This window comes from Pseudomonas sp. FSL R10-0399, from assembly GCF_009600165.1.
GTDB lineage: Bacteria > Pseudomonadota > Gammaproteobacteria > Pseudomonadales > Pseudomonadaceae > Aquipseudomonas > Aquipseudomonas helleri.
This window is the reverse complement of the sequence record NZ_WIWK01000004.1, coordinates 24,676-42,935: the sequence shown is the minus strand read 5'-3', so window position 1 is coordinate 42,935 and position 18,260 is coordinate 24,676. Positions and strand designations below refer to the sequence as shown.

19 protein-coding genes are annotated in these 18,260 nt (G+C 59.6%); 14 read left to right on the top strand and 5 right to left on the bottom strand.

Annotated elements, in window-relative coordinates; all coding sequences use genetic code 11:
* Nucleotides 1–11 precede the first annotated feature (11 nt).
* Nucleotides 12–653, bottom strand: a complete 642-nt coding sequence (gene pyrE / locus GHO41_RS01975; protein ID WP_153432841.1) for an orotate phosphoribosyltransferase — start codon at nt 651–653, stop codon at nt 12–14.
* Nucleotides 654–735: 82 nt separating this feature from the next.
* Here pyrE and GHO41_RS01970 point away from each other — a divergent pair, with 82 nt between their 5' ends.
* On the top strand, nt 736–1,515 hold the full coding sequence (locus GHO41_RS01970) for an exodeoxyribonuclease III (RefSeq protein ID WP_048372400.1): 780 nt from the start codon (nt 736–738) through the stop codon (nt 1,513–1,515).
* A gap of 60 nt (nt 1,516–1,575) precedes the next feature.
* On the opposite strand, the gene GHO41_RS01965 is transcribed toward GHO41_RS01970, so the two are convergent.
* Complete coding sequence (locus tag GHO41_RS01965; RefSeq protein ID WP_153432840.1) at nt 1,576–2,514, bottom strand: GlxA family transcriptional regulator; 939 nt, start codon at nt 2,512–2,514, stop codon at nt 1,576–1,578.
* Nucleotides 2,515–2,623: 109 nt separating this feature from the next.
* Here GHO41_RS01965 and GHO41_RS01960 point away from each other — a divergent pair, with 109 nt between their 5' ends.
* Nucleotides 2,624–3,424 (top strand): SDR family oxidoreductase, encoded by an 801-nt coding sequence (locus tag GHO41_RS01960; RefSeq protein WP_153432839.1) that lies wholly within the window; start codon nt 2,624–2,626, stop codon nt 3,422–3,424.
* A 68-nt stretch (nt 3,425–3,492) separates the two neighbouring features.
* Here the strand turns inward: GHO41_RS01960 and GHO41_RS01955 are convergent, their stop codons facing one another.
* Nucleotides 3,493–3,861 carry a DUF4870 domain-containing protein gene (locus tag GHO41_RS01955; RefSeq protein WP_048372394.1) on the bottom strand — a complete coding sequence of 123 codons (369 nt, stop codon included), beginning with the start codon at nt 3,859–3,861 and terminating at the stop codon, nt 3,493–3,495.
* Between the two features lie 34 nt (nt 3,862–3,895).
* Nucleotides 3,896–4,618 carry a ribonuclease PH gene (gene rph, locus GHO41_RS01950; RefSeq protein ID WP_153432838.1) on the bottom strand — a complete coding sequence of 241 codons (723 nt, stop codon included), beginning with the start codon at nt 4,616–4,618 and terminating at the stop codon, nt 3,896–3,898.
* Nucleotides 4,619–4,811: 193 nt separating this feature from the next.
* Between rph and GHO41_RS01945 the strand changes: the two genes are divergently transcribed.
* The 6 genes from GHO41_RS01945 to GHO41_RS01920 all read left to right on the top strand — a co-directional run bounded on the left by GHO41_RS01945 (nt 4,812) and on the right by GHO41_RS01920 (nt 10,127).
* Nucleotides 4,812–5,675 carry a YicC/YloC family endoribonuclease gene (locus tag GHO41_RS01945; RefSeq protein WP_153432837.1) on the top strand — a complete coding sequence of 288 codons (864 nt, stop codon included), beginning with the start codon at nt 4,812–4,814 and terminating at the stop codon, nt 5,673–5,675.
* A 13-nt stretch (nt 5,676–5,688) separates the two neighbouring features.
* Complete coding sequence (gene gmk, locus GHO41_RS01940; protein WP_048372389.1) at nt 5,689–6,309, top strand: guanylate kinase; 621 nt, start codon at nt 5,689–5,691, stop codon at nt 6,307–6,309.
* Between the two features lie 168 nt (nt 6,310–6,477).
* Complete coding sequence (gene rpoZ, locus GHO41_RS01935) at nt 6,478–6,741, top strand: DNA-directed RNA polymerase subunit omega (RefSeq protein ID WP_016782707.1); 264 nt, start codon at nt 6,478–6,480, stop codon at nt 6,739–6,741.
* A 60-nt stretch (nt 6,742–6,801) separates the two neighbouring features.
* Nucleotides 6,802–8,907, top strand: coding sequence for a bifunctional GTP diphosphokinase/guanosine-3',5'-bis pyrophosphate 3'-pyrophosphohydrolase (spoT, locus tag GHO41_RS01930; RefSeq protein ID WP_048372386.1), 2,106 nt, complete (start codon nt 6,802–6,804; stop codon nt 8,905–8,907).
* Nucleotides 8,908–8,931: 24 nt separating this feature from the next.
* Nucleotides 8,932–9,312 (top strand): RidA family protein, encoded by a 381-nt coding sequence (locus tag GHO41_RS01925; protein WP_153432836.1) that lies wholly within the window; start codon nt 8,932–8,934, stop codon nt 9,310–9,312.
* 71 nt (nt 9,313–9,383) lie between these two features.
* Complete coding sequence (locus GHO41_RS01920) at nt 9,384–10,127, top strand: hypothetical protein (RefSeq protein ID WP_048372382.1); 744 nt, start codon at nt 9,384–9,386, stop codon at nt 10,125–10,127.
* A 139-nt stretch (nt 10,128–10,266) separates the two neighbouring features.
* Here the strand turns inward: GHO41_RS01920 and GHO41_RS01915 are convergent, their stop codons facing one another.
* Complete coding sequence (locus GHO41_RS01915; RefSeq protein WP_153432835.1) at nt 10,267–11,127, bottom strand: SDR family oxidoreductase; 861 nt, start codon at nt 11,125–11,127, stop codon at nt 10,267–10,269.
* A 188-nt stretch (nt 11,128–11,315) separates the two neighbouring features.
* Here GHO41_RS01915 and exbB point away from each other — a divergent pair, with 188 nt between their 5' ends.
* The 6 genes from exbB (at nt 11,316) to GHO41_RS01885 (ending at nt 18,224) form a co-directional block, all read left to right on the top strand.
* Nucleotides 11,316–12,296 carry a tonB-system energizer ExbB gene (gene exbB / locus GHO41_RS01910; RefSeq protein WP_153432834.1) on the top strand — a complete coding sequence of 327 codons (981 nt, stop codon included), beginning with the start codon at nt 11,316–11,318 and terminating at the stop codon, nt 12,294–12,296.
* Between the two features lie 6 nt (nt 12,297–12,302).
* Nucleotides 12,303–12,728 (top strand): TonB system transport protein ExbD, encoded by a 426-nt coding sequence (gene exbD, locus GHO41_RS01905; RefSeq protein WP_019828186.1) that lies wholly within the window; start codon nt 12,303–12,305, stop codon nt 12,726–12,728.
* The gene (locus tag GHO41_RS01900; protein ID WP_048371193.1) at nt 12,725–13,471 is read left to right on the top strand and encodes an energy transducer TonB; all 747 of its coding nucleotides are present in this window, start codon (nt 12,725–12,727) and stop codon (nt 13,469–13,471) included. The genes exbD and GHO41_RS01900 overlap by 4 nt, the downstream gene beginning before the upstream one ends.
* 266 nt (nt 13,472–13,737) lie before the next feature.
* Complete coding sequence (locus GHO41_RS01895; RefSeq protein ID WP_048371191.1) at nt 13,738–14,658, top strand: hydrogen peroxide-inducible genes activator; 921 nt, start codon at nt 13,738–13,740, stop codon at nt 14,656–14,658.
* A 9-nt stretch (nt 14,659–14,667) separates the two neighbouring features.
* Nucleotides 14,668–16,743, top strand: a complete 2,076-nt coding sequence (recG, locus tag GHO41_RS01890) for an ATP-dependent DNA helicase RecG (RefSeq protein ID WP_153432832.1) — start codon at nt 14,668–14,670, stop codon at nt 16,741–16,743.
* 80 nt (nt 16,744–16,823) lie between these two features.
* A complete protein-coding gene (locus tag GHO41_RS01885) occupies nt 16,824–18,224 on the top strand; it encodes an HDOD domain-containing protein (protein ID WP_153432831.1) in 1,401 nt (466 codons plus the stop codon).
* Nucleotides 18,225–18,260 lie beyond the last annotated feature (36 nt).

Below are 18,260 nucleotides of genomic sequence, written 5' to 3'. Positions count from 1 at the left end.
CAGCGGGCTGTTTAGATCCCGTACTGCGCCCGGTAGGCTTCAACGGCTGGCAGGTGTTGCTTCAAGGCTTCGTCTTCGGCCAGAAATTGCAGCACCTGGGTCAACGACACGATGCTGACGACCGGGATGCCGAAGTCGCGCTCGACTTCCTGGATGGCCGACAGTTCGCCATTGCCGCGCTCCTGGCGGTTGAGGGCGATCAGTACGCCCGCCGCTTTGGCGCCCTGGGCGTCAATGATTTGCATGACTTCACGGATGGCGGTGCCGGCCGTGATCACGTCGTCGATGATCAGAATGTCGCCTTCAAGCGGCGAGCCGACCAGGCTGCCACCTTCGCCGTGAGCCTTGGCTTCTTTGCGGTTAAAGCACCATGGCATGTCGCGATCATGGTGCTCGGCCAGAGCGACGGCGGTGGTCGCGGCCAAAGGGATGCCTTTGTAAGCCGGGCCAAACAGCACGTCGAAATCAATGCCGCTGTCAACGATGGCGGCGGCATAGAAGCGCCCCAGTTGAGCCAGCGCGGAGCCGGTGTTGAACAAGCCCGCATTGAAGAAGTAGGGGCTGGTACGCCCGGACTTCAGGGTGAACTCACCGAAGCGCAAAACGCCGCGAGCAATGGCAAAACGGATAAAGTCGCGCTGATACGCTTGCATGAAAATGGCCCCAGATACCACGGATTTAGCTAATTAGTAAGACGGCGTGTATCATACACGCACGTGATTTTTGGGGCCATTTATGCGGATCATCAGTGTGAACGTCAATGGTATTCAGGCGGCAGTCGAGCGTGGTTTGCTCAGTTGGCTGCAGGCTCAGAATGCCGACGTTATCTGCCTGCAGGACACCCGCGCCTCCGCCTTTGAACTGGACGATCCAGCCTACCAGCTGGATGGCTACTTTCTGTACGCGTGCGAAGCTGAAGTCCCTGCCCAAGGCGGTGTGGCTTTGTACTCGCGGTTGCAGCCGAAAGCAGTCATCACTGGGCTTGGCTTCGAGACGGCCGATCGCTACGGGCGCTACCTGCAAGCCGATTTCGATAAGGTCAGCATCGCGACCTTGCTGCTCCCTTCGGGGCAGAATGGCGATGAAGACTTGAACCAGAAGTTCAAGCTAATGGACGATTTTGCACGCTATCTGGATAAGCAGCGTCGCAAGCGTCGTGAGTACATTTACTGCGGCTCGTTGTACGTGGCGCAGCAGAAGCTCGACATTAAAAACTGGCGTGACAGCCAGCAGTCTCCTGGTTTCCTGGCGCCTGAACGGGCCTGGATGGATGAGATTGTCGGCAACATGGGCTATGTCGATGCCCTGCGTGAAGTCAGTCGTGAAGGCGATCAGTACAGCTGGTGGCCGGACAACGAGCAGGCCGAGATGCTGAATCTGGGCTGGCGTTTCGACTACCAGTTGTTGACTCCGGGTTTGCGCCGCTTTGTTCGCAGCGCTCGCTTGCCGCGTCAGCCACGCTTCTCGCAACACGCGCCGTTGATCGTGGACTACGACTGGACACTCACTATCTAAGTGTTCTTTCGCTGTCATAAAAATGCCCGTATCCCACGATACGGGCATTTTTTTTGGCGGCTAAGCCTGCAAGTGCAGCGCCCGACGGAGCATTTGAGGTGGCTGGCCAAAGGCGCGGATAAAGGCTCGACGCATGCGCTCCGGGTCGCCAAAGCCGCTCTCACGCGCCACGCTGTCGATACTGTGGGCGCCGGACTCAAGCATCAGACGGGCCGCCTCAAGGCGCAGGTTTTCGATGGCCTTGGCCGGTGACTGGCCTGTTTCACTGCGAAACAGGCGACTGAACTGGCGAGGGCTCAAGTGGGCGACCTCGGCCAATTGCTCGACCGACAGTTCTTCGCGCAGGTGCTCCTTGGCGTAAGTCAGCGCGGTTTGCACGCGGTCGGACTTTGGCTCGAGTTCCAATAAGGCAGAAAACTGCGACTGCCCGCCAGCGCGGCGATGGTAAACCACCAGCTTTCTGGCTACGTCGCGCGCTACTTCTGCGCCCAAATCCTGCTCCACCAAGGCCAGGGCCAGATCAATGCAGGCGGTCATGCCCGCGCTGGTCCACAGCTTGCCGTCGACCGTGAAAATGCGGTCCTCTTCCAGCTTTACCTTGGGAAACGCCTCGCGAAAGGTGCGGGCGTGAAACCAGTGCGTGGTGGCTTTGCGGCCATCCAGCAAACCTGCGGCTGCCAGCAGAAATGAGCCGGTGCAGGCTGAAGCCAGGCGGCGCGACGTGCTCAGGGTGTCCTGTAAAAAAGGGATCAGCGCCGGTGTGGGTTCTATCAATTGGTTATCGCCCAGCACCAGCACCGTGTCATAGCTGCGTTGCTTGAACGCCTGCGTCTCGACGCTAAAACCCATGGAGCTGGGCACCAGGCCGCCCTGCTCTGAGATCAAATCCACGCGATAGAACGATTGCCCGCTGAGCAGGTTGGCAAACTCAAAGATGGTGCTGGTGGACAGGCAAAGCATCTGAAAACCGGGCGACAGAAGAATACCGATGGTGACCATAAGCATGTCCTGAAAGGTGGGATATATGACATTGCTGACATCACCATACGCTCATAACCTGAACCTCAACAAGGCCGACTCCTTACCCGGCCATTTTGGAGCAAGCGTGATGAGTGAACACAAAGGCTATGCCCTGGTTACGGGCGCTTCCTCGGGGATTGGTGCGGTGTATGCCGATCGTTTGGCGCAGCAGGGCTACGACCTGATTCTGGTGGCCCGCAACCAGCAGCGGCTGGAAGGTCTGGCGGCCCGGTTGACCGCTCAAACCCGGCGCGATGTTCAGGTGGTGGTCGCTGACCTCAGCCAGCCTGACGATTTGGCGCGTGTCGCCGCCTTTTTGCAAGACGACAAGCGCATCAGTTTGTTGGTCAACAACGCGGGCGTGGGGGCCGGGGGCACATTGCTGGAGTCTTCCGTTGAAGCAATGGACGCGATGATTGTGCTCAACGTGCTGGCGCTGACGCGTCTGGCAAAAGCCGCTGCCGGTAACTTCGTCGAACAGGGCCGTGGCACGATCATCAATATTGCTTCAGTCGTCGCCGTGGCGCCGACCTTGTTGAATGGTGTGTACGGGGGAACCAAAGCGTACGTGCTGGCCTTCAGCGAATCGCTGCGCAACGAACTCAGTGATAAAGGGGTAAACGTGCACGTCGTGCTGCCGGGTGCGACGGCGACCGAGTTTTTTGCAGCGGCTGGTATGCCGGTAGATGCCTTGCCGAAGACGATGGTCATGACCACCGAGAAGCTGGTCGATGCGGCGTTGGCGGGCTTGGCCCAAGGTGAGGCTGTGACGGTACCGTCTTTGCCGGACAGCGCAGATTGGGCGGCTTTTGAGGCGGCGCGCCAAGCGCTGTTACCCAACCTCTCGCGCAGCGAACCCGCCGCCCGCTACGGCGTTACAACCGCCTGATAAACAGGTAGGAGCGAGCTTGCCTCGCGATCTTTTGATCTAAAAAGATCGCGAAGCAGGTCTGTGGCTTACTTGATCGGCCGCCAGGTGAAAGGATAGCGGTAGGCCACCCCGTCATTGGCTTTGACGCCGGCAATCACCACCAGCACCACGGCGCCGATAAACAGCAGGCCGAGCAAGACGAAGCCAATCAGTACAAACATCAGCACGTAGCAAATGGCCGAAGCAATCGCCACGGTGATCTGAAAGTTCAGCGATTCTTTGCCCTGCTCGTCAATAAAGGGATCGCTTTCGCGCTTGAGCTGCCAAATGATCAGCGGCCCAATCAGGTTGCCAAACGGAAACCACATCCCCAGAAACGCCGCAAAGTGACAAAACATTGCCCATTGGCGGGCTTCGCGGCTCGGCTTGGGGTTTGAAAGGTCGAGCTCTGTCATGGCGTTCTCCTGTCGGTCATCAAGGGCTTGGCGATCAGTCAGCCAGCGCCGCTTGTTGCAGTGCGAAGATCTCGGTCATGCCTTGTTGAGCCAATGCCAGCATGGCGTTCAGTTCGGCAGGCTGGAACGGCGCGCCTTCGGCTGTGCCCTGAACCTCAATAAAACCACCGGTGCTGGTCATCACGACGTTCAAGTCGGTTTCGGCTGCCGAATCTTCAGGGTAGTCCAGATCCAGCACCGGCTCGCCCTGGTACATGCCCACCGATACAGCGGCGATCATTTGCTTGATCGGGTCGCCGCCTTTGAGGCCGCCACGCTTTTTGATCACTTTGAGGGCGTCAACCAGAGCCACCATGGAGCCGGTGATCGACGCGGTGCGGGTGCCGCCGTCGGCCTGGATCACGTCGCAATCGACGTACAGGGTGATGTCGCCCAGTTTGGACATGTCCAGCGCGGCGCGCAGCGAACGGCCGATCAGGCGCTGGATTTCGAGGGTGCGACCGCCTTGTTTGCCACGGCTGGCTTCACGCTGGTTACGCTCGCCGGTGGCGCGCGGCAACATGCCGTATTCAGCGGTCAACCAGCCTTGGCCCTGACCTTTAAGGAAGCGCGGTACGCCGTTCTCGACGCTTACGGTGCAGATGACTTTGGTGTCACCGAACTCGACCAGTACAGAACCCTCTGCGTGTTTGGTGTAGTTGCGGGTGATGCGGATCGGGCGGAGCTGATCGGCAGCGCGACCACTTGGACGTTTCATGTGGGATACCTGTACGGGACGGAAAACTGCCGAGCATTATAAAGGCCGTGACCGATCCGGGCACATTTAAAACGCAATCCAGTGTTGTAGCGCCTTTACGACAGACGCCATTTGGGGCCATCCGCTGCACTGCGCTACAATCCGCCCCCTTAATAGCCGCCCGGCTTCACTCATCAGATCGCGAGGTACCTCCATGGTGCACAGCATGACCGCCTTTGCCCGCGTCGAAAGCGCCGGCACTCAGGGAACCCTGAGCTGGGAGCTGCGTTCGGTCAACAGCCGCTACCTGGAGCCGCATCTGCGCTTGCCAGAGTCTTTCCGTGAACTTGAAGGGGCGGTGCGTGAAGCGCTGCGCCAAGGTATTTCCCGGGGCAAGCTGGAGTGCACCTTACGCTTCACCGAAGAAAGCACCGGCAAACCGCTGCAGGTTAACCGCGAGCGCGCCGCGCAACTGGTCGCCGCTGCCGAGACCATTGCCAGCCTGATCAAGCAGCCAGCGGCCCTTAACCCGCTGGAAGTGCTGGCCTGGCCCGGCGTGCTGGTGGCCGATGCTACCGACCCGCAGGCCCTTAACAACCAGGCACTGGTGCTGTTCAGGCAAGGTCTGCAAGAGCTCAAAAACGGCCGTGAGCGCGAAGGCGCCGAGCTGGCGCGTTTGATCAGTGACCGTTTGAGCGCCATTGAAAGCGACGTAGAGACCCTGCGTGAGCTGGTCCCGCAAATGCTCGCCACCCAGCGGCAGAAGGTGCTGGATCGCTTTGCCGACATGAAAGCCGAGCTGGACCCTCAGCGCCTTGAGCAAGAAATGGTTTTGCTCGCGCAAAAGAGTGACGTCGCAGAAGAGCTGGACCGTCTGAGCACCCACATTCTGGAAGTGCGGCGCGTGCTCAAGTCGGGCGGTGCTGCCGGCCGTCGGCTCGACTTCCTGATGCAAGAACTCAACCGGGAGGCCAACACCCTCGGTTCCAAGGCATTCGATCCGCGCAGCACCCAGGCTGCGGTCAACCTCAAAGTGTTGATCGAGCAAATGCGCGAACAAGTACAGAATATTGAGTAAGGCTTCCCCCGACATGACCCACAGCACTGGCACTCTCTACATTATTTCTGCGCCTTCAGGGGCCGGGAAAAGCAGCCTGGTCAAGGCCCTGATCGACATTGAGCCGCAGATCCGCGTCTCGGTGTCACACACCACTCGGGCCATGCGCCCCGGCGAAGAGAACGGCGTGCACTATCACTTCGTTGAGCGCGAAGAGTTCGTGAAAATGATCGAGCACGGTGATTTTCTTGAGCGTGCTGAAGTGTTTGGCAACCTGTATGGCACCTCGCAAAGCTACTTGCAGCAGACGCTGGATGAAGGTCACGACCTGATTCTGGAAATCGACTGGCAAGGTGCCGAGCAGGTTCGCAAACTGATGCCTCAGGCACGTTCGATCTTTATCCTGCCGCCGAGCCAACAAGCCCTGCGTGATCGCCTGGACAATCGCGGGCAGGACAGTGCCGAGATTATTGACGGCCGTATGCGCGAAGCCGTGAGTGAAATGAGCCACTACGTCGACTACGACTACCTGATCATCAACGACGACTTTGCCGTGGCACTGGATGACTTGAAGGCCATTTTCCATGCCAGTCGTCTCCAGCAAAAGCGTCAACAGCAGCGCTACGGTAAATTGCTGGCTGAATTGCTCGGTTAATCAGCGCTTCCCAAAACCCCTGCAAGGGCTTTACATTGGCACTTACAGAGACGTTGGGCAGGGTGAGTGAAAAATCAGCGCTTCCCTAATGGCTGGTGATTTTTTAAACTGTCGAGTCCGCTCGCCCATCCGGGCAGCGCGCACATTGTATTTGCTACGAGGAAGACCATGGCCCGCGTAACCGTTGAAGACTGCCTAGAACACGTGGATAACCGCTTTGAGCTGGTCATGCTGTCTACCAAGCGTGCCCGTCAGCTGGCCACCGGTGGTAAAGAGCCTCTGGTTCAGTGGGAAAACGACAAGCCTACCGTTGTTGCCCTGCGCGAAATCGCAGAAGGCCTGATGAGCTACGAGTTTATCGCCAACGCTGAAATCGTCGAAGACGAACCGCTGTTTGCAGCGTTCGAGGACGAGTCCAACGAGGCGAACTAAGCCTATGCCCGGTCGACGTAGTACGGCGAAGGGTTCACAGTTTTGGCAGGAGGCTCCCTCATGCCGAGCATAGACGCCCTCGCCGACAGCTTGTCGACCTACCTCAGTGCGGACCAGGTCAATCTGGTCCGACGAGCGTATTTCTACGCAGAACAAGCCCACGACGGCCAACGCCGACGTAGCGGCGAGCCTTATGTCACGCACCCGCTGGCAGTGGCAAACATCCTTGCCGACATGCATATGGACCATCAGAGCCTGATGGCGGCCATGCTGCATGACGTGATCGAAGACACCGGTATTGCCAAAGAAGCGCTGGTTGCGCAGTTCGGTGAAACCGTGGCCGAACTGGTCGATGGCGTCAGCAAGCTGACCCAGATGAACTTCGAAACCAAAGCCGAAGCCCAAGCTGAAAACTTCCAGAAAATGGCCATGGCCATGGCCCGCGACATTCGCGTGATTCTGGTCAAGCTGGCGGACCGCTTGCACAACATGCGCACCCTCGAAGTGTTGTCCGGCGAAAAACGCCGGCGGATTGCCAAGGAAACCCTGGAAATCTACGCGCCCATCGCCAACCGGCTGGGCATGCACAACATTCGTATCGAATTCGAAGACCTCGGTTTCAAGGCGATGTACCCGATGCGCTCGGCGCGCATTTATCAGGCGGTCAAGCGCGCCCGGGGCAATCGTAAAGAGATCGTCAACAAGATTGAAGAGTCCCTTAGCCACTGTCTGGCCGTCGACGGCATTCAGGGCGAAGTGAGCGGGCGGCAAAAGCACATTTACGGCATCTATAAAAAGATGCGCGGCAAGCGTCGGGCGTTCAACGAGATCATGGACGTGTACGCGTTCCGCATCATCGTCGACAAAGTGGACACCTGCTACCGCGTGTTGGGCGCTGTACATAATTTGTACAAACCACTGCCGGGCCGCTTCAAGGACTACATCGCAATCCCTAAAGCCAACGGCTATCAATCGCTGCATACCACGCTGTTTGGCATGCATGGCGTACCGATCGAAATTCAGATCCGTACCCGTGAAATGGAAGAAATGGCCAACAACGGCATCGCCGCGCACTGGTTGTACAAATCCAGTGGCGACGAGCAGCACACCGGGACTCACGCCCGGGCGCGGCAATGGGTCAAGGGCGTGCTCGAGATGCAGCAGCGCGCCGGTAACTCCCTCGAATTTATCGAAAGCGTAAAAATCGACCTGTTCCCGGACGAGGTCTACGTCTTTACGCCCAAAGGCCGGATCATGGAGCTGCCCAAAGGCTCCACGGCGGTCGACTTTGCCTACGCGGTACACACCGACGTCGGCAACAGCTGCATTGCCTGCCGGATCAACCGTCGTCTTGCGCCGCTGTCCGAGCCACTGCAAAGCGGCTCCACGGTCGAGATCGTCAGTGCACCGGGCGCACGCCCGAACCCGGCCTGGCTCAACTTTGTGGTCACCGGCAAGGCGCGCACGCACATTCGCCACGCGCTGAAACTGCAACGCCGTTCCGAGTCCATCAGCCTCGGCGAGCGTTTGCTGAACAAAGTGCTTAACGGCTTTAACAGCGCGCTGGACAAGATCCCCGCCGAACGCGTTCAGGCCATGCTCCAGGAATATCGCCTGGAACACATCGAAGACCTGCTTGAAGACATTGGCCTGGGCAACCGCATGGCGTATGTCGTGGCCCGACGCCTGCTGGGCGAGGGCGAGCAACTGCCGAGCCCCGAAGGCCCGCTGGCCATTCGTGGTACAGAAGGCCTGGTGCTCAGCTACGCCAAATGCTGTACGCCGATTCCAGGAGACCCGATTGTCGGCCACCTGTCGGCGGGCAAAGGCATGGTCGTGCACCTGGACAACTGCCGCAATATCAGTGAAATCCGTCATAACCCTGAAAAATGCGTCCAGCTATCATGGGCCAAGGACGTTACCGGCGAATTCAACGTCGAATTGCGCGTCGAGCTGGAACACCAGCGCGGCCTGATCGCCTTGCTGGCCAGCAGCGTCAACGCCGCCGACGGCAACATCGAAAAAATCAGCATGGACGAACGCGATGGTCGAATCAGCGTGGTCCAACTGGTAGTCAGCGTGCACGACCGTGTGCACCTGGCGCGCGTGATCAAAAAACTGCGCGCCCTTACCGGGGTCATCCGCATCACTCGTATGCGTGCGTAGCCACCTAATTACAAGGAGTCACCCATGTCCAAGACTGTAATCACCAGCGATAAGGCACCTGCAGCGATCGGTACTTACTCTCAGGCGATCAAAGCTGGCAATACCGTCTACATGTCCGGTCAAATCCCGCTGGACCCAAAAACCATGGAACTGGTTGAAGGCTTTGAAGCCCAGACCATTCAGGTGTTCGAAAACCTGAAGTCTGTAGCTGAAGCAGCGGGTGGCTCGTTCAAAGACATCGTCAAACTGAACATCTTCCTGACCGACCTGAGCCACTTCGCCAAGGTCAACGAGATCATGGGCAAGTACTTCGAACAGCCGTACCCGGCACGCGCAGCCATCGGCGTTGCCGCGCTGCCAAAGGGTTCGCAAGTCGAGATGGACGCCATTCTGGTACTCGAGTAATACCCTCGGCGCAGCACATTCATGCTGCGCCAACCCCCTCGCTTCTCCCCCCGCTTTAAAAGGATTCCACTATGCGCAAAGCGCTAGCCTTGTCACTGCTCGCCGTATTACTGGGCGGCTGTGCCAGCGAACCTGCACCCCGCGATATCAGTGGCGTCTGGATTAACCAGGGCGCAATCGATGAAGCTGCCAAGGGCGGCAACCTGCGTGAAGCCTTGCTGGCTAACGGGCCGAATCTTGAATGGGACATCGACGCCAAAAACGCCAAAGCCAACTACACCAACGGCTTTGAGTGGGTCGAAGGCAAATTGACGCCTGGCCACAAGGGCGCCTGGCAAGTGGCGGTGTATGGCAGTTCGGCCATCGAGCTTGATGTGCAGGGCGCAGAGCTGGTCCAGGCCGCTTCAGACGCCGACCCTCAGCAGTCCTTTGTGCGTACGCCCCTAAAGCTGAGCAGTGATGCCCCTTTGGGCACAAATTTCGAGTACGCGCTCAAGGCGGCCTATCTGGGCGGTCAGTGGCGTGTGATCAGCGGCTTGGGGCAGGGCAATACCGTGACCTTTATGCCGGACGGCCAAGTCAAAGGCCTGCCCAACAACAACGCCTACGCCCTGTGCATGGCGGGCGACTGCGCGTCCATGAGTGGCGAATACGACAGCCTGTGGCTGCAACAGGACGAAATCGGCGCCGCGCATATCTTTGTGCGAAACGGCAACCGGCTTGAAATCTTCCAGGCGCTGGACTCCGCCAAGCCTGACGAAATGCCCCAGCTCTACCCAGGCAAACAGGAATGGGTGCTGGAGAAACAGCCCTAAAAGCCAACCCCGCTCCTGATCTGCCCCCCAAAATTGAATGGGTGTCCAACTTTTTGGGGGCAGTTCATCCTGTAGGAGCGAGCTTGTCTCGCGATCTTTTGATCTTCAAAAGATCGCAGCCTTCGTGCCTCGACAGCTCCTACGGTTTAATAGCGTCAAGAATCGCGGCATAGCCTTCGCGGTAGCTTGGGTAGCGCGGCTCCCAGCCCAATGCTTTAGCCCGTGCGTTACTGCAACGCTTGCTGCCCGCACGGCGCACGCTCGCCTCTTCGGCCCATTCGGTCACACCCAGGCGCTCTCGCAACCAGTCCACCACCTCGGCCAGCGGCGCGGGCGCGTTGTCGACACCGATGTAGCAGTCGTCCAGCGTTTTGCCCTGATCAGCCGCTTCTAGCAAAAAGGCCAGCAGCCCGGCAGCGTCATCGGCGTGAATGCGGTTGCCGTACAGCGGCGGATTGACCGCAACCCGATAACCCTTGCGCACTTGCCCCAGCAGCCATTCCCGGCCCGGCCCGTAAATGCCGGTCAGGCGCACGACACTGGCGGGCACACCGCTGCTCAGCGCCAGTTTCTCGGCCTCGAGCATGATGCGGCCGGAGTAATTGGTGGACTCGGCAGGGGAGGTTTCATCGACCCATTCCCCGTCTTGCTGCACATAAACGCCGCTGCTGGACACAAACAACAGGCGCTTGGGCTGCTGTTTATGGTGTTTGAGCCAGCTCAAGGTGTGCTTCAAACCCTCAACATAAGCCGCCTGATAACCCGCCTCGTCGTGTTCGGTGGCCGCAGTGCTGTACACCAAGTAATCAATCTGGCCGGTCGGCCAGTCAGCCGGGCATGCCTCATTGAACAGGTCGCCTGCGACACCAATGACGCCTGCCGGCAAGCGATCGATGGAGCGGCGCAGCCCATAGACTTGCCAGCCTTTATCGAGCAACTGAGTGGCCAAGCGACTTCCGACATCACCGCAACCGACGATCAACGCTGTGGCATTGGACATCTCAAAACTCCTTACTAAATGTTACAAAAATGGCTGAACGGACACGACCAAGGTCGTGACATTTGAAAAAAACAAGTGCATTCGCTTTTGTTAACAAGAATTACTTGCAATAATAACGCATCGTTTGCCCTGGGTCTCAAGACGCGCTGTAGGGCAATTCTTCTTTTCTTTCTTCAGGTCCGGCTAGCATGACACGCAATCAACCCACCGCTTCGCCAACCCAGCTTTCGAGCCCTTCACGTCTGTGGCGTGGGCTTGCGGCGCTGATGTTCAGCTTCTTGCTGGCACCTGCTGCGGCCTTTGCCGATGAGCCTGCTGCCCCCGCTGCACATTCTGCGACCGAAGCTGCGGCCCCGGCGCCTGTTGCTGCCCCTGTCGCGACCGACCCTGCTCTGGCAGAAGGCGCTGGCGCACCGGCCGATGACGCACCGCAAGTGATCGCCGAAGAAGACAATAGCCTGGGCATGGCCCACGACCTGTCCCCATGGGGCATGTACAAAAACGCTGACATCATCGTAAAAATCGTGATGATCGGCCTGGCCATTGCGTCGATCATCACCTGGACCATCTGGATTGCCAAAGGCTTTGAAGTCCTGGGCGCCAAGCGTCGTCTGCGCGGTGAAATCGCCAACCTGAAAAAAGCCCGTACCCTTCAGGAAGCCAGCGAAACTGCTGCCAAAGAAGGCACCCTCGCGCACCTGCTGGTACAAGACGCGATGGAAGAAATGCGCCTGTCGGCCAATAGCCGTGAGAAAGAAGGCATCAAGGAGCGTGTGAGCTTCCGTCTTGAGCGCCTGGTGGCTGCTTGCGGTCGTAACATGAGCAGCGGCACCGGCGTGCTGGCAACCATCGGTTCCACTGCCCCGTTCGTCGGTCTGTTCGGTACCGTGTGGGGCATCATGAACTCCTTTATCGGTATCGCTAAAACCCAAACCACCAACCTGGCCGTGGTTGCACCGGGTATTGCCGAGGCTTTGCTGGCCACTGCACTGGGCCTGGTTGCAGCGATCCCTGCGGTAGTGATTTACAACGTCTTCGCCCGCTCCATCACCGGCTACAAAGCTCAGGTGGCGGATGCGTCGGCAGAAGTGTTGCTGCTGGTTAGTCGTGACCTCGATCACCTGCCGCCCGAGCGCAGCTCGCAACCGCACATGGTGAAAGTGGGGTAATCGGCCATGGGCCTGCATTTAAAAGAAGGCGATGACGATCTCGCCGAGAACCATGAAATCAACGTCACCCCCTTTATTGACGTGATGCTGGTGCTGCTGATCATCTTTATGGTGGCCGCACCGCTGGCAACTGTGGATATCAAGGTTGACCTGCCCGCTTCGACCGCCAAACCGGCGCCGCGGCCAGAGAAACCGGTGTTCCTCAGCGTCAAGGCTGATCAGCGCCTGTACCTGGGCGAAGAGCCAGTCACGGTTGAGGCGTTGGGTCCGACCCTGGATGCCAGGACTCACAACAACAAAGACACGACGATCTTCTTCCAGGCCGACAAAGGCGTGGACTACGGTGACTTGATGAGCGTGATGGATGCACTGCGCGCAGCCGGTTACTTGAAGGTAGGTCTGGTCGGATTAGAGACGGCAGCCAAGAAATGACCATAGCGCGCCAAAAGATGACGCGTTACGCAATCAGCTTGGCCGTGGTGTTGGGTGTCCATGCAGTGGCAGTGATTCTTGCCCTGCAATGGTCCAACCCACGGGCTATCGAACTTCCACCGCAAGCCATGATGGTTGATCTGGCGCCGATGCCAGCACCACCACCGCCTGCACCGCCGAAAGTGGTGACACCACCGCAACCACCGGCCCCAGTGGAAGAGTTGCCGATACCCAAGCTGGCTGAAGCGCCCAAGCCGAAGATCGCTGTTCCAAAACCGGTCAAACCCAAGCAAAAGCCTCAACCGCCCAAGCCTGTGGAAAAACCTGATCCGGTCAAAGAAAAGCCGTCAGAAGAGAAACCAAGCGACGCCACGCCGACCAAAGCGCCGACTGAGAAGTCTGCTGCACCGGCTCCTGGCCCGTCGCCACAACAACTGGCTGCCAAAGCCAGCTGGGAAGGTACGTTGCTGGCCCACTTGGGCAAGTACAAGAAGTACCCACCAGCGGCGCAGTCGCGAGGCAAGGAAGGTCTGAACCGTCTGCGCTTCGTGGTCGACGCTGAAGGCAAGGTGCTGTCCTACGAGTTGGTAGGCCGCTCCGGCAACGCGGATCTGGACCGGGCCACCCTGGAAATGATTCGCCGGGCACAACCATTGCCCAAGCCGCCGCCAGAAATGCTGACCAACGGCAGCATCGAAATCGTGGCACCGTTCGTTTATTCCATCGATAAACGTCGGCGTTAACACCAAAAAGGGCACCTCAGGGTGCCCTTTTTGCATGTTGGCCCCGCCCCTGTAGCCGCTGACGAGGTACGAAGGCTGCGATGCGGGCCGCAGGACCGCCGTTCGGGGTCGCTTCGCAACCCATCGCAGCCTCATGCTTCGTCAGCGACTACAAAGTAGCGGATGAAACCTGCCGCAGTCACTGTGGTTCCCCGGGCAATGAGTGATAACGTGCGTCTATCGATTGCAGCCGTTATGCTTGGCTCGTCAATACAGGGACGCCCGCTATGACTCTTACTGAATTGCGCTACATCGTTACGCTCGCCCAAGAACAACACTTCGGCCATGCCGCCGAGCGTTGCCACGTCAGCCAGCCGACGCTGTCAGTGGGCGTGAAAAAACTGGAAGACGAACTCGGTGTGCTGATTTTCGAGCGCAGCAAAAGCGCTGTGCGTCTCACGCCAGTGGGTGAAGGCATCGTTGCCCAGGCGCAGAAGGTGCTTGAGCAAGCCCAAGGGATTCGCGAACTGGCTCAGGCCGGTAAGAACCAACTGACCGCGCCGCTAAAAGTCGGGGCGATTTACACCGTTGGCCCTTACCTTTTCCCACACCTGATTCCGCAACTGCATCGGGTCGCCCCGCAAATGCCGTTGTACATCGAAGAAAACTTCACACACGTGCTGCGCGACAAACTGCGCAACGGCGAGCTGGACGCGATCATCATCGCGCTGCCTTTCCACGAAGCCGACGTGCTGACGTTGCCGCTCTACGACGAGCCGTTCTACGTGCTGATGCCGAGCGAGCACCCGTGGAGCAAAAAAGAAACCATCGACGCCAACCTGCTCAATGACAAAAGCTTGTTGCTGTTGGGTGAAGGCCACTGCTTCCGTGATCAGGTGCTTGAGGCTTGCCCCACGCTGACCAAAGGCGCTGATGGCGCCAAGCACACCACCGTGGAATCCAGCTCGCTGGAAACCATCCGCCACATGGTGGCCTCGGGTCTGGGGATTTCGATCCTGCCGTTGTCGGCGGTCGACAGCCACCATTACGCCCCCGGCATTTTGTCGGTGCGTCCGCTGACCCCGCCGGTGCCGTTTCGTACGGTAGCGATTGCCTGGCGCGCGAGCTTCCCACGGCCAAAAGCCATTGAAATCCTCGCGGACTCGATCCGCCTGTGTTCCGTGGCCAAGCCACCTGCCGCGACGTAAGAAGCTGAAATGACTGAGTTGTCTAACGTGCCGGTCACCGTGTTCAAGGGCGTCGGTGAGGCCATGGCCGAGAAATTGGCCAAGGTCGGGCTCGAAACCGTTCAGGATGTGCTTTTCCACCTGCCATTGCGCTATCAGGACCGCACCCGTGTAGTGCCGATTGGCGCGCTGCGGCCGGGACAAGACGCCGTGGTCGAAGGCCGGGTGATCGGCCTCGACGTGGTGATGGGTAAGCGCCGTAGCCTGCTGGTGCGTATTAACGACGGCACCGGCGGCTTGAGCCTGCGTTTTTACCATTTCAGCAATGCGCAAAAAGAAAGCCTCAAGCGCGGCACCGAAGTGCGCTGCTATGGCGAGGCGCGTCCCGGCGCGTCGGGGCTGGAGATTTACCACCCCGAATACCGCGCCATTACCGGTGCTGAGCCGCCACCGGTCGACACTACCCTGACGCCGATCTACCCGACCACCGAAGGCCTGACCCAGCAGCGCTTGCGCCAGCTCAGCCAGCAAAGCCTGGCCATGCTGGGGCCGCGCAGCCTGCCCGACTGGTTGCCGCCCGAACTGGCCAAGGACTACCAACTGGCGCTGCTGGACGAGGCCATTCGCTATTTGCATCAGCCGCCCGCCGATGCCGATGTTGAAGAACTCGCGCTGGGCCATCACTGGGCCCAGCACCGCCTGGCGTTTGAAGAACTGCTGACTCACCAGCTCTCGCAGCAAAGGTTGCGCGAGAGCCTGCGCTCGCAGCAAGCCCCGGCGTTGCCCAAGGCTAAAAAGCTGCCCAAGCAATACCTCGCCAACCTGGGCTTCCCGCCCACGGGCGCGCAAGTGCGGGTGGGCAACGAAATCGCCTACGACCTCAGCCAGCCCGAACCCATGCTGCGCCTGATCCAGGGCGATGTGGGCGCGGGCAAGACCGTTGTCGCAGCCCTGGCCGCCTTGCAGGCGCTGGAGGCCGGTTATCAGGTGGCCTTGATGGCGCCCACTGAAATCCTTGCCGAGCAGCATTTCATCAGCTTTAAACGCTGGCTGGAGCCGCTGGGTCTCGAAGTCGCCTGGCTGGCCGGCAAGCTCAAGGGCAAGGCGCGGGCGGCATCGCTGGAGCAAATCGCCAATGGCGCCCCCATGGTGGTCGGCACCCATGCGTTGTTCCAGGACCAGGTGCAGTTCAAGAACCTGGCGCTGGTGATCATCGACGAACAGCACCGCTTCGGCGTGCAGCAACGTCTGGCCCTGCGCAATAAAGGCGTGGGCGGGGTCATGTGCCCGCACCAGTTAATCATGACCGCCACCCCGATCCCGCGGACCCTGGCCATGAGCGCCTACGCCGACCTCGACACCTCGATCCTCGACGAGCTGCCGCCCGGCCGGACCCCGGTCAACACCGTGCTGGTGGTCGACACGCGGCGGTTTGAAGTGATTGAGCGAGTGCGCGCGGCCTGCGCCGAAGGGCGGCAGGCGTACTGGGTGTGCACCCTGATTGAAGAATCCGAAGAAATGACCTGTCAGGCCGCCGAAAGCACCTTCGAGGACCTGTCCAGCGCGTTGGGCGAGCTGCGCGTCGGCCTGATCCACGGCCGCATGAAGGCCGCCGAAAAAGCCGAAGTCATGGCCCAATTCAAAGCCGGCGAGCTGCAATTGCTGGTCGCAACCACCGTGATCGAAGTCGGCGTGGACGTGCCCAATGCCAGCCTGATGATCATCGAAAACCCCGAGCGTCTCGGCTTGTCGCAGTTGCACCAACTGCGCGGGCGCGTGGGCCGGGGCAGCGCGGCCAGCCATTGCGTGCTGCTCTACCATCCGCCGCTGTCACAAGTCGGACGTCAGCGTCTGGGCATCATGCGTGAAACCAACGATGGTTTTGTGATCGCTGAAAAAGACCTTGAACTGCGCGGCCCCGGCGAAATGCTCGGCACCCGGCAAACCGGGCTGCTGCAATTCAAAGTGGCCGACTTGATGCGCGATGCCGATTTGCTACCCGCCGTGCGCGACGCTGCCCTGGCGTTGCTGGAGCGCTGGCCGAGTCACGTCAGTCCATTACTGGATCGCTGGTTACGCCATGGCCAGCAGTACGGTCAGGTGTAAAAAGATCGTTCAGTAAATACAGACGCGGCCGATCCAATACCGGGTTATCAAATTTGAGTTGCACACATCGGATGCAGACCATGAGTAAAGTCGCTATTGCCCTCGCCGTTCCGAGCACGCCACCGGTCATTCAGCAGTTGCTCAGTGAGCGGGCGGTTGCCTATCGAGAAGTCCTCGACCATCCGGGGCTCAACCCGGACAGCAAAGTCCAGGCCGTGCTGCTCGATGACACCGCTGGCGCCTTGATGGTGATGTTCGCCCAGAGCCAATTGCTTGACCTCAACCGCTTGGCCGACTTGATCGGGCGTCGCATGACCGCCGTTGCCCAAAGCCGGCTGCGCGAGATACTCGACCGCCACGGCCTGAAGCAACTGCCGGGTCTGCCGGCCATTACCCGTTCGTCTTGCCTGTACGAAGAGCAACTGCTGCAACAGCCGCTGCTGCTGATCAGCTCGGGGGAGCCGGGCCTGTTGCTGGAAGTCACCCGCGAAGACTTCCTGCGCTTGCTGGGCGTGGCCAACGCCGGGCGCTTTGGTGAGCCTCTGAGCGAGATTATCCTCAACCTGAACCGCCCTGACGACGACAGCGAAGCCATCACCCAGGCAGTCAAGGCCTTCACGGCGCGGCGCATTCAGCAGCGGCTTGAAGCCACCATTGAAATACCGCCGCTGGCAGAGAGCGTGCGCAAAATCATGCGCCTGCGGGTTGACCCTGAAGTCACCATCGATGAAATCACCAGCGTGGTGGAAACCGACCCGGCGCTGGCGGCCCAAGTCATGAGCTGGGCATCGTCGTCGTACTACGCGGCGCCGAGCAAAATCCGCTCGGTTGAGGACGCCATCGTGCGCGTGCTCGGGGTCGACCTGGTGATCAACCTGGCCTTGAGCCTGTCACTGGGTAAAACCCTGAGCTTGCCCAGGGACAACCCGCAGTCCTGCACGCCGTACTGGCAACAGTCGATCTACACGGCGGCGGTGATTGAAGGCCTGACCCGCAGCATGCCGCGTGACAAACGCCCGGAAACCGGGCTGGCGTATCTGGCCGGGCTGCTGCACAACTTTGGCTACCTGTTGCTGGCCCACGTGTTTCCGCCGCACTTTTCGCTGATTTGCCGCCACCTTGAGGTCAACCCGCACGTTAGTCACAGCGTGATTGAGCAGCACTTGCTGGGCATCAGCCGCGAACAAATGGGCGCCTGGCTGATGCGCCATTGGGGCATGCCGGATGAATTGACCGCCGCGTTGCGTTTCCAGCACGACCCGGACTACATCGACGCCGATGCCGAATACCCGAACCTGGTGTGTATGGCGCTGGGTTTGCTGCGCAATCGCGGGGTTGGCCACGGGGCCTATGCGCCGCTGCCTGATGCGCTGTTCGAGCGCTTGAACGTGACCCGCGAAAAAGCCGAAGACGCGGTCAACAAAGTGCTGGAAGCCGAAGTGCTGCTGCGCGAGCTGGCCAACAAATTCAGCCAGGCCTAACGCATAACCTTTCATGTGGGAGCGGGCTTGCTCGCG

Excerpts from the sequence above, each read along its gene's own strand:
- pyrE (WP_153432841.1), bottom strand. The coding sequence starts at position 653 with ATGCAAGCGTATCAGCGCGACTTTATCCGTTTTGCCATTGCTCGCGGC.
- GHO41_RS01970 (WP_048372400.1), top strand. The coding sequence starts at position 736 with ATGCGGATCATCAGTGTGAACGTCAATGGTATTCAGGCGGCAGTCGAG.
- GHO41_RS01965 (WP_153432840.1), bottom strand. The coding sequence starts at position 2,514 with ATGGTCACCATCGGTATTCTTCTGTCGCCCGGTTTTCAGATGCTTTGC.
- GHO41_RS01960 (WP_153432839.1), top strand. The coding sequence starts at position 2,624 with ATGAGTGAACACAAAGGCTATGCCCTGGTTACGGGCGCTTCCTCGGGG.
- GHO41_RS01955 (WP_048372394.1), bottom strand. The coding sequence starts at position 3,861 with ATGACAGAGCTCGACCTTTCAAACCCCAAGCCGAGCCGCGAAGCCCGC.
- rph (WP_153432838.1), bottom strand. The coding sequence starts at position 4,618 with ATGAAACGTCCAAGTGGTCGCGCTGCCGATCAGCTCCGCCCGATCCGC.
- GHO41_RS01945 (WP_153432837.1), top strand. The coding sequence starts at position 4,812 with ATGGTGCACAGCATGACCGCCTTTGCCCGCGTCGAAAGCGCCGGCACT.
- gmk (WP_048372389.1), top strand. The coding sequence starts at position 5,689 with ATGACCCACAGCACTGGCACTCTCTACATTATTTCTGCGCCTTCAGGG.
- rpoZ (WP_016782707.1), top strand. The coding sequence starts at position 6,478 with ATGGCCCGCGTAACCGTTGAAGACTGCCTAGAACACGTGGATAACCGC.
- spoT (WP_048372386.1), top strand. The coding sequence starts at position 6,802 with ATGCCGAGCATAGACGCCCTCGCCGACAGCTTGTCGACCTACCTCAGT.
- GHO41_RS01925 (WP_153432836.1), top strand. The coding sequence starts at position 8,932 with ATGTCCAAGACTGTAATCACCAGCGATAAGGCACCTGCAGCGATCGGT.
- GHO41_RS01920 (WP_048372382.1), top strand. The coding sequence starts at position 9,384 with ATGCGCAAAGCGCTAGCCTTGTCACTGCTCGCCGTATTACTGGGCGGC.
- GHO41_RS01915 (WP_153432835.1), bottom strand. The coding sequence starts at position 11,127 with ATGTCCAATGCCACAGCGTTGATCGTCGGTTGCGGTGATGTCGGAAGT.
- exbB (WP_153432834.1), top strand. The coding sequence starts at position 11,316 with ATGACACGCAATCAACCCACCGCTTCGCCAACCCAGCTTTCGAGCCCT.
- exbD (WP_019828186.1), top strand. The coding sequence starts at position 12,303 with ATGGGCCTGCATTTAAAAGAAGGCGATGACGATCTCGCCGAGAACCAT.
- GHO41_RS01900 (WP_048371193.1), top strand. The coding sequence starts at position 12,725 with ATGACCATAGCGCGCCAAAAGATGACGCGTTACGCAATCAGCTTGGCC.
- GHO41_RS01895 (WP_048371191.1), top strand. The coding sequence starts at position 13,738 with ATGACTCTTACTGAATTGCGCTACATCGTTACGCTCGCCCAAGAACAA.
- recG (WP_153432832.1), top strand. The coding sequence starts at position 14,668 with ATGACTGAGTTGTCTAACGTGCCGGTCACCGTGTTCAAGGGCGTCGGT.
- GHO41_RS01885 (WP_153432831.1), top strand. The coding sequence starts at position 16,824 with ATGAGTAAAGTCGCTATTGCCCTCGCCGTTCCGAGCACGCCACCGGTC.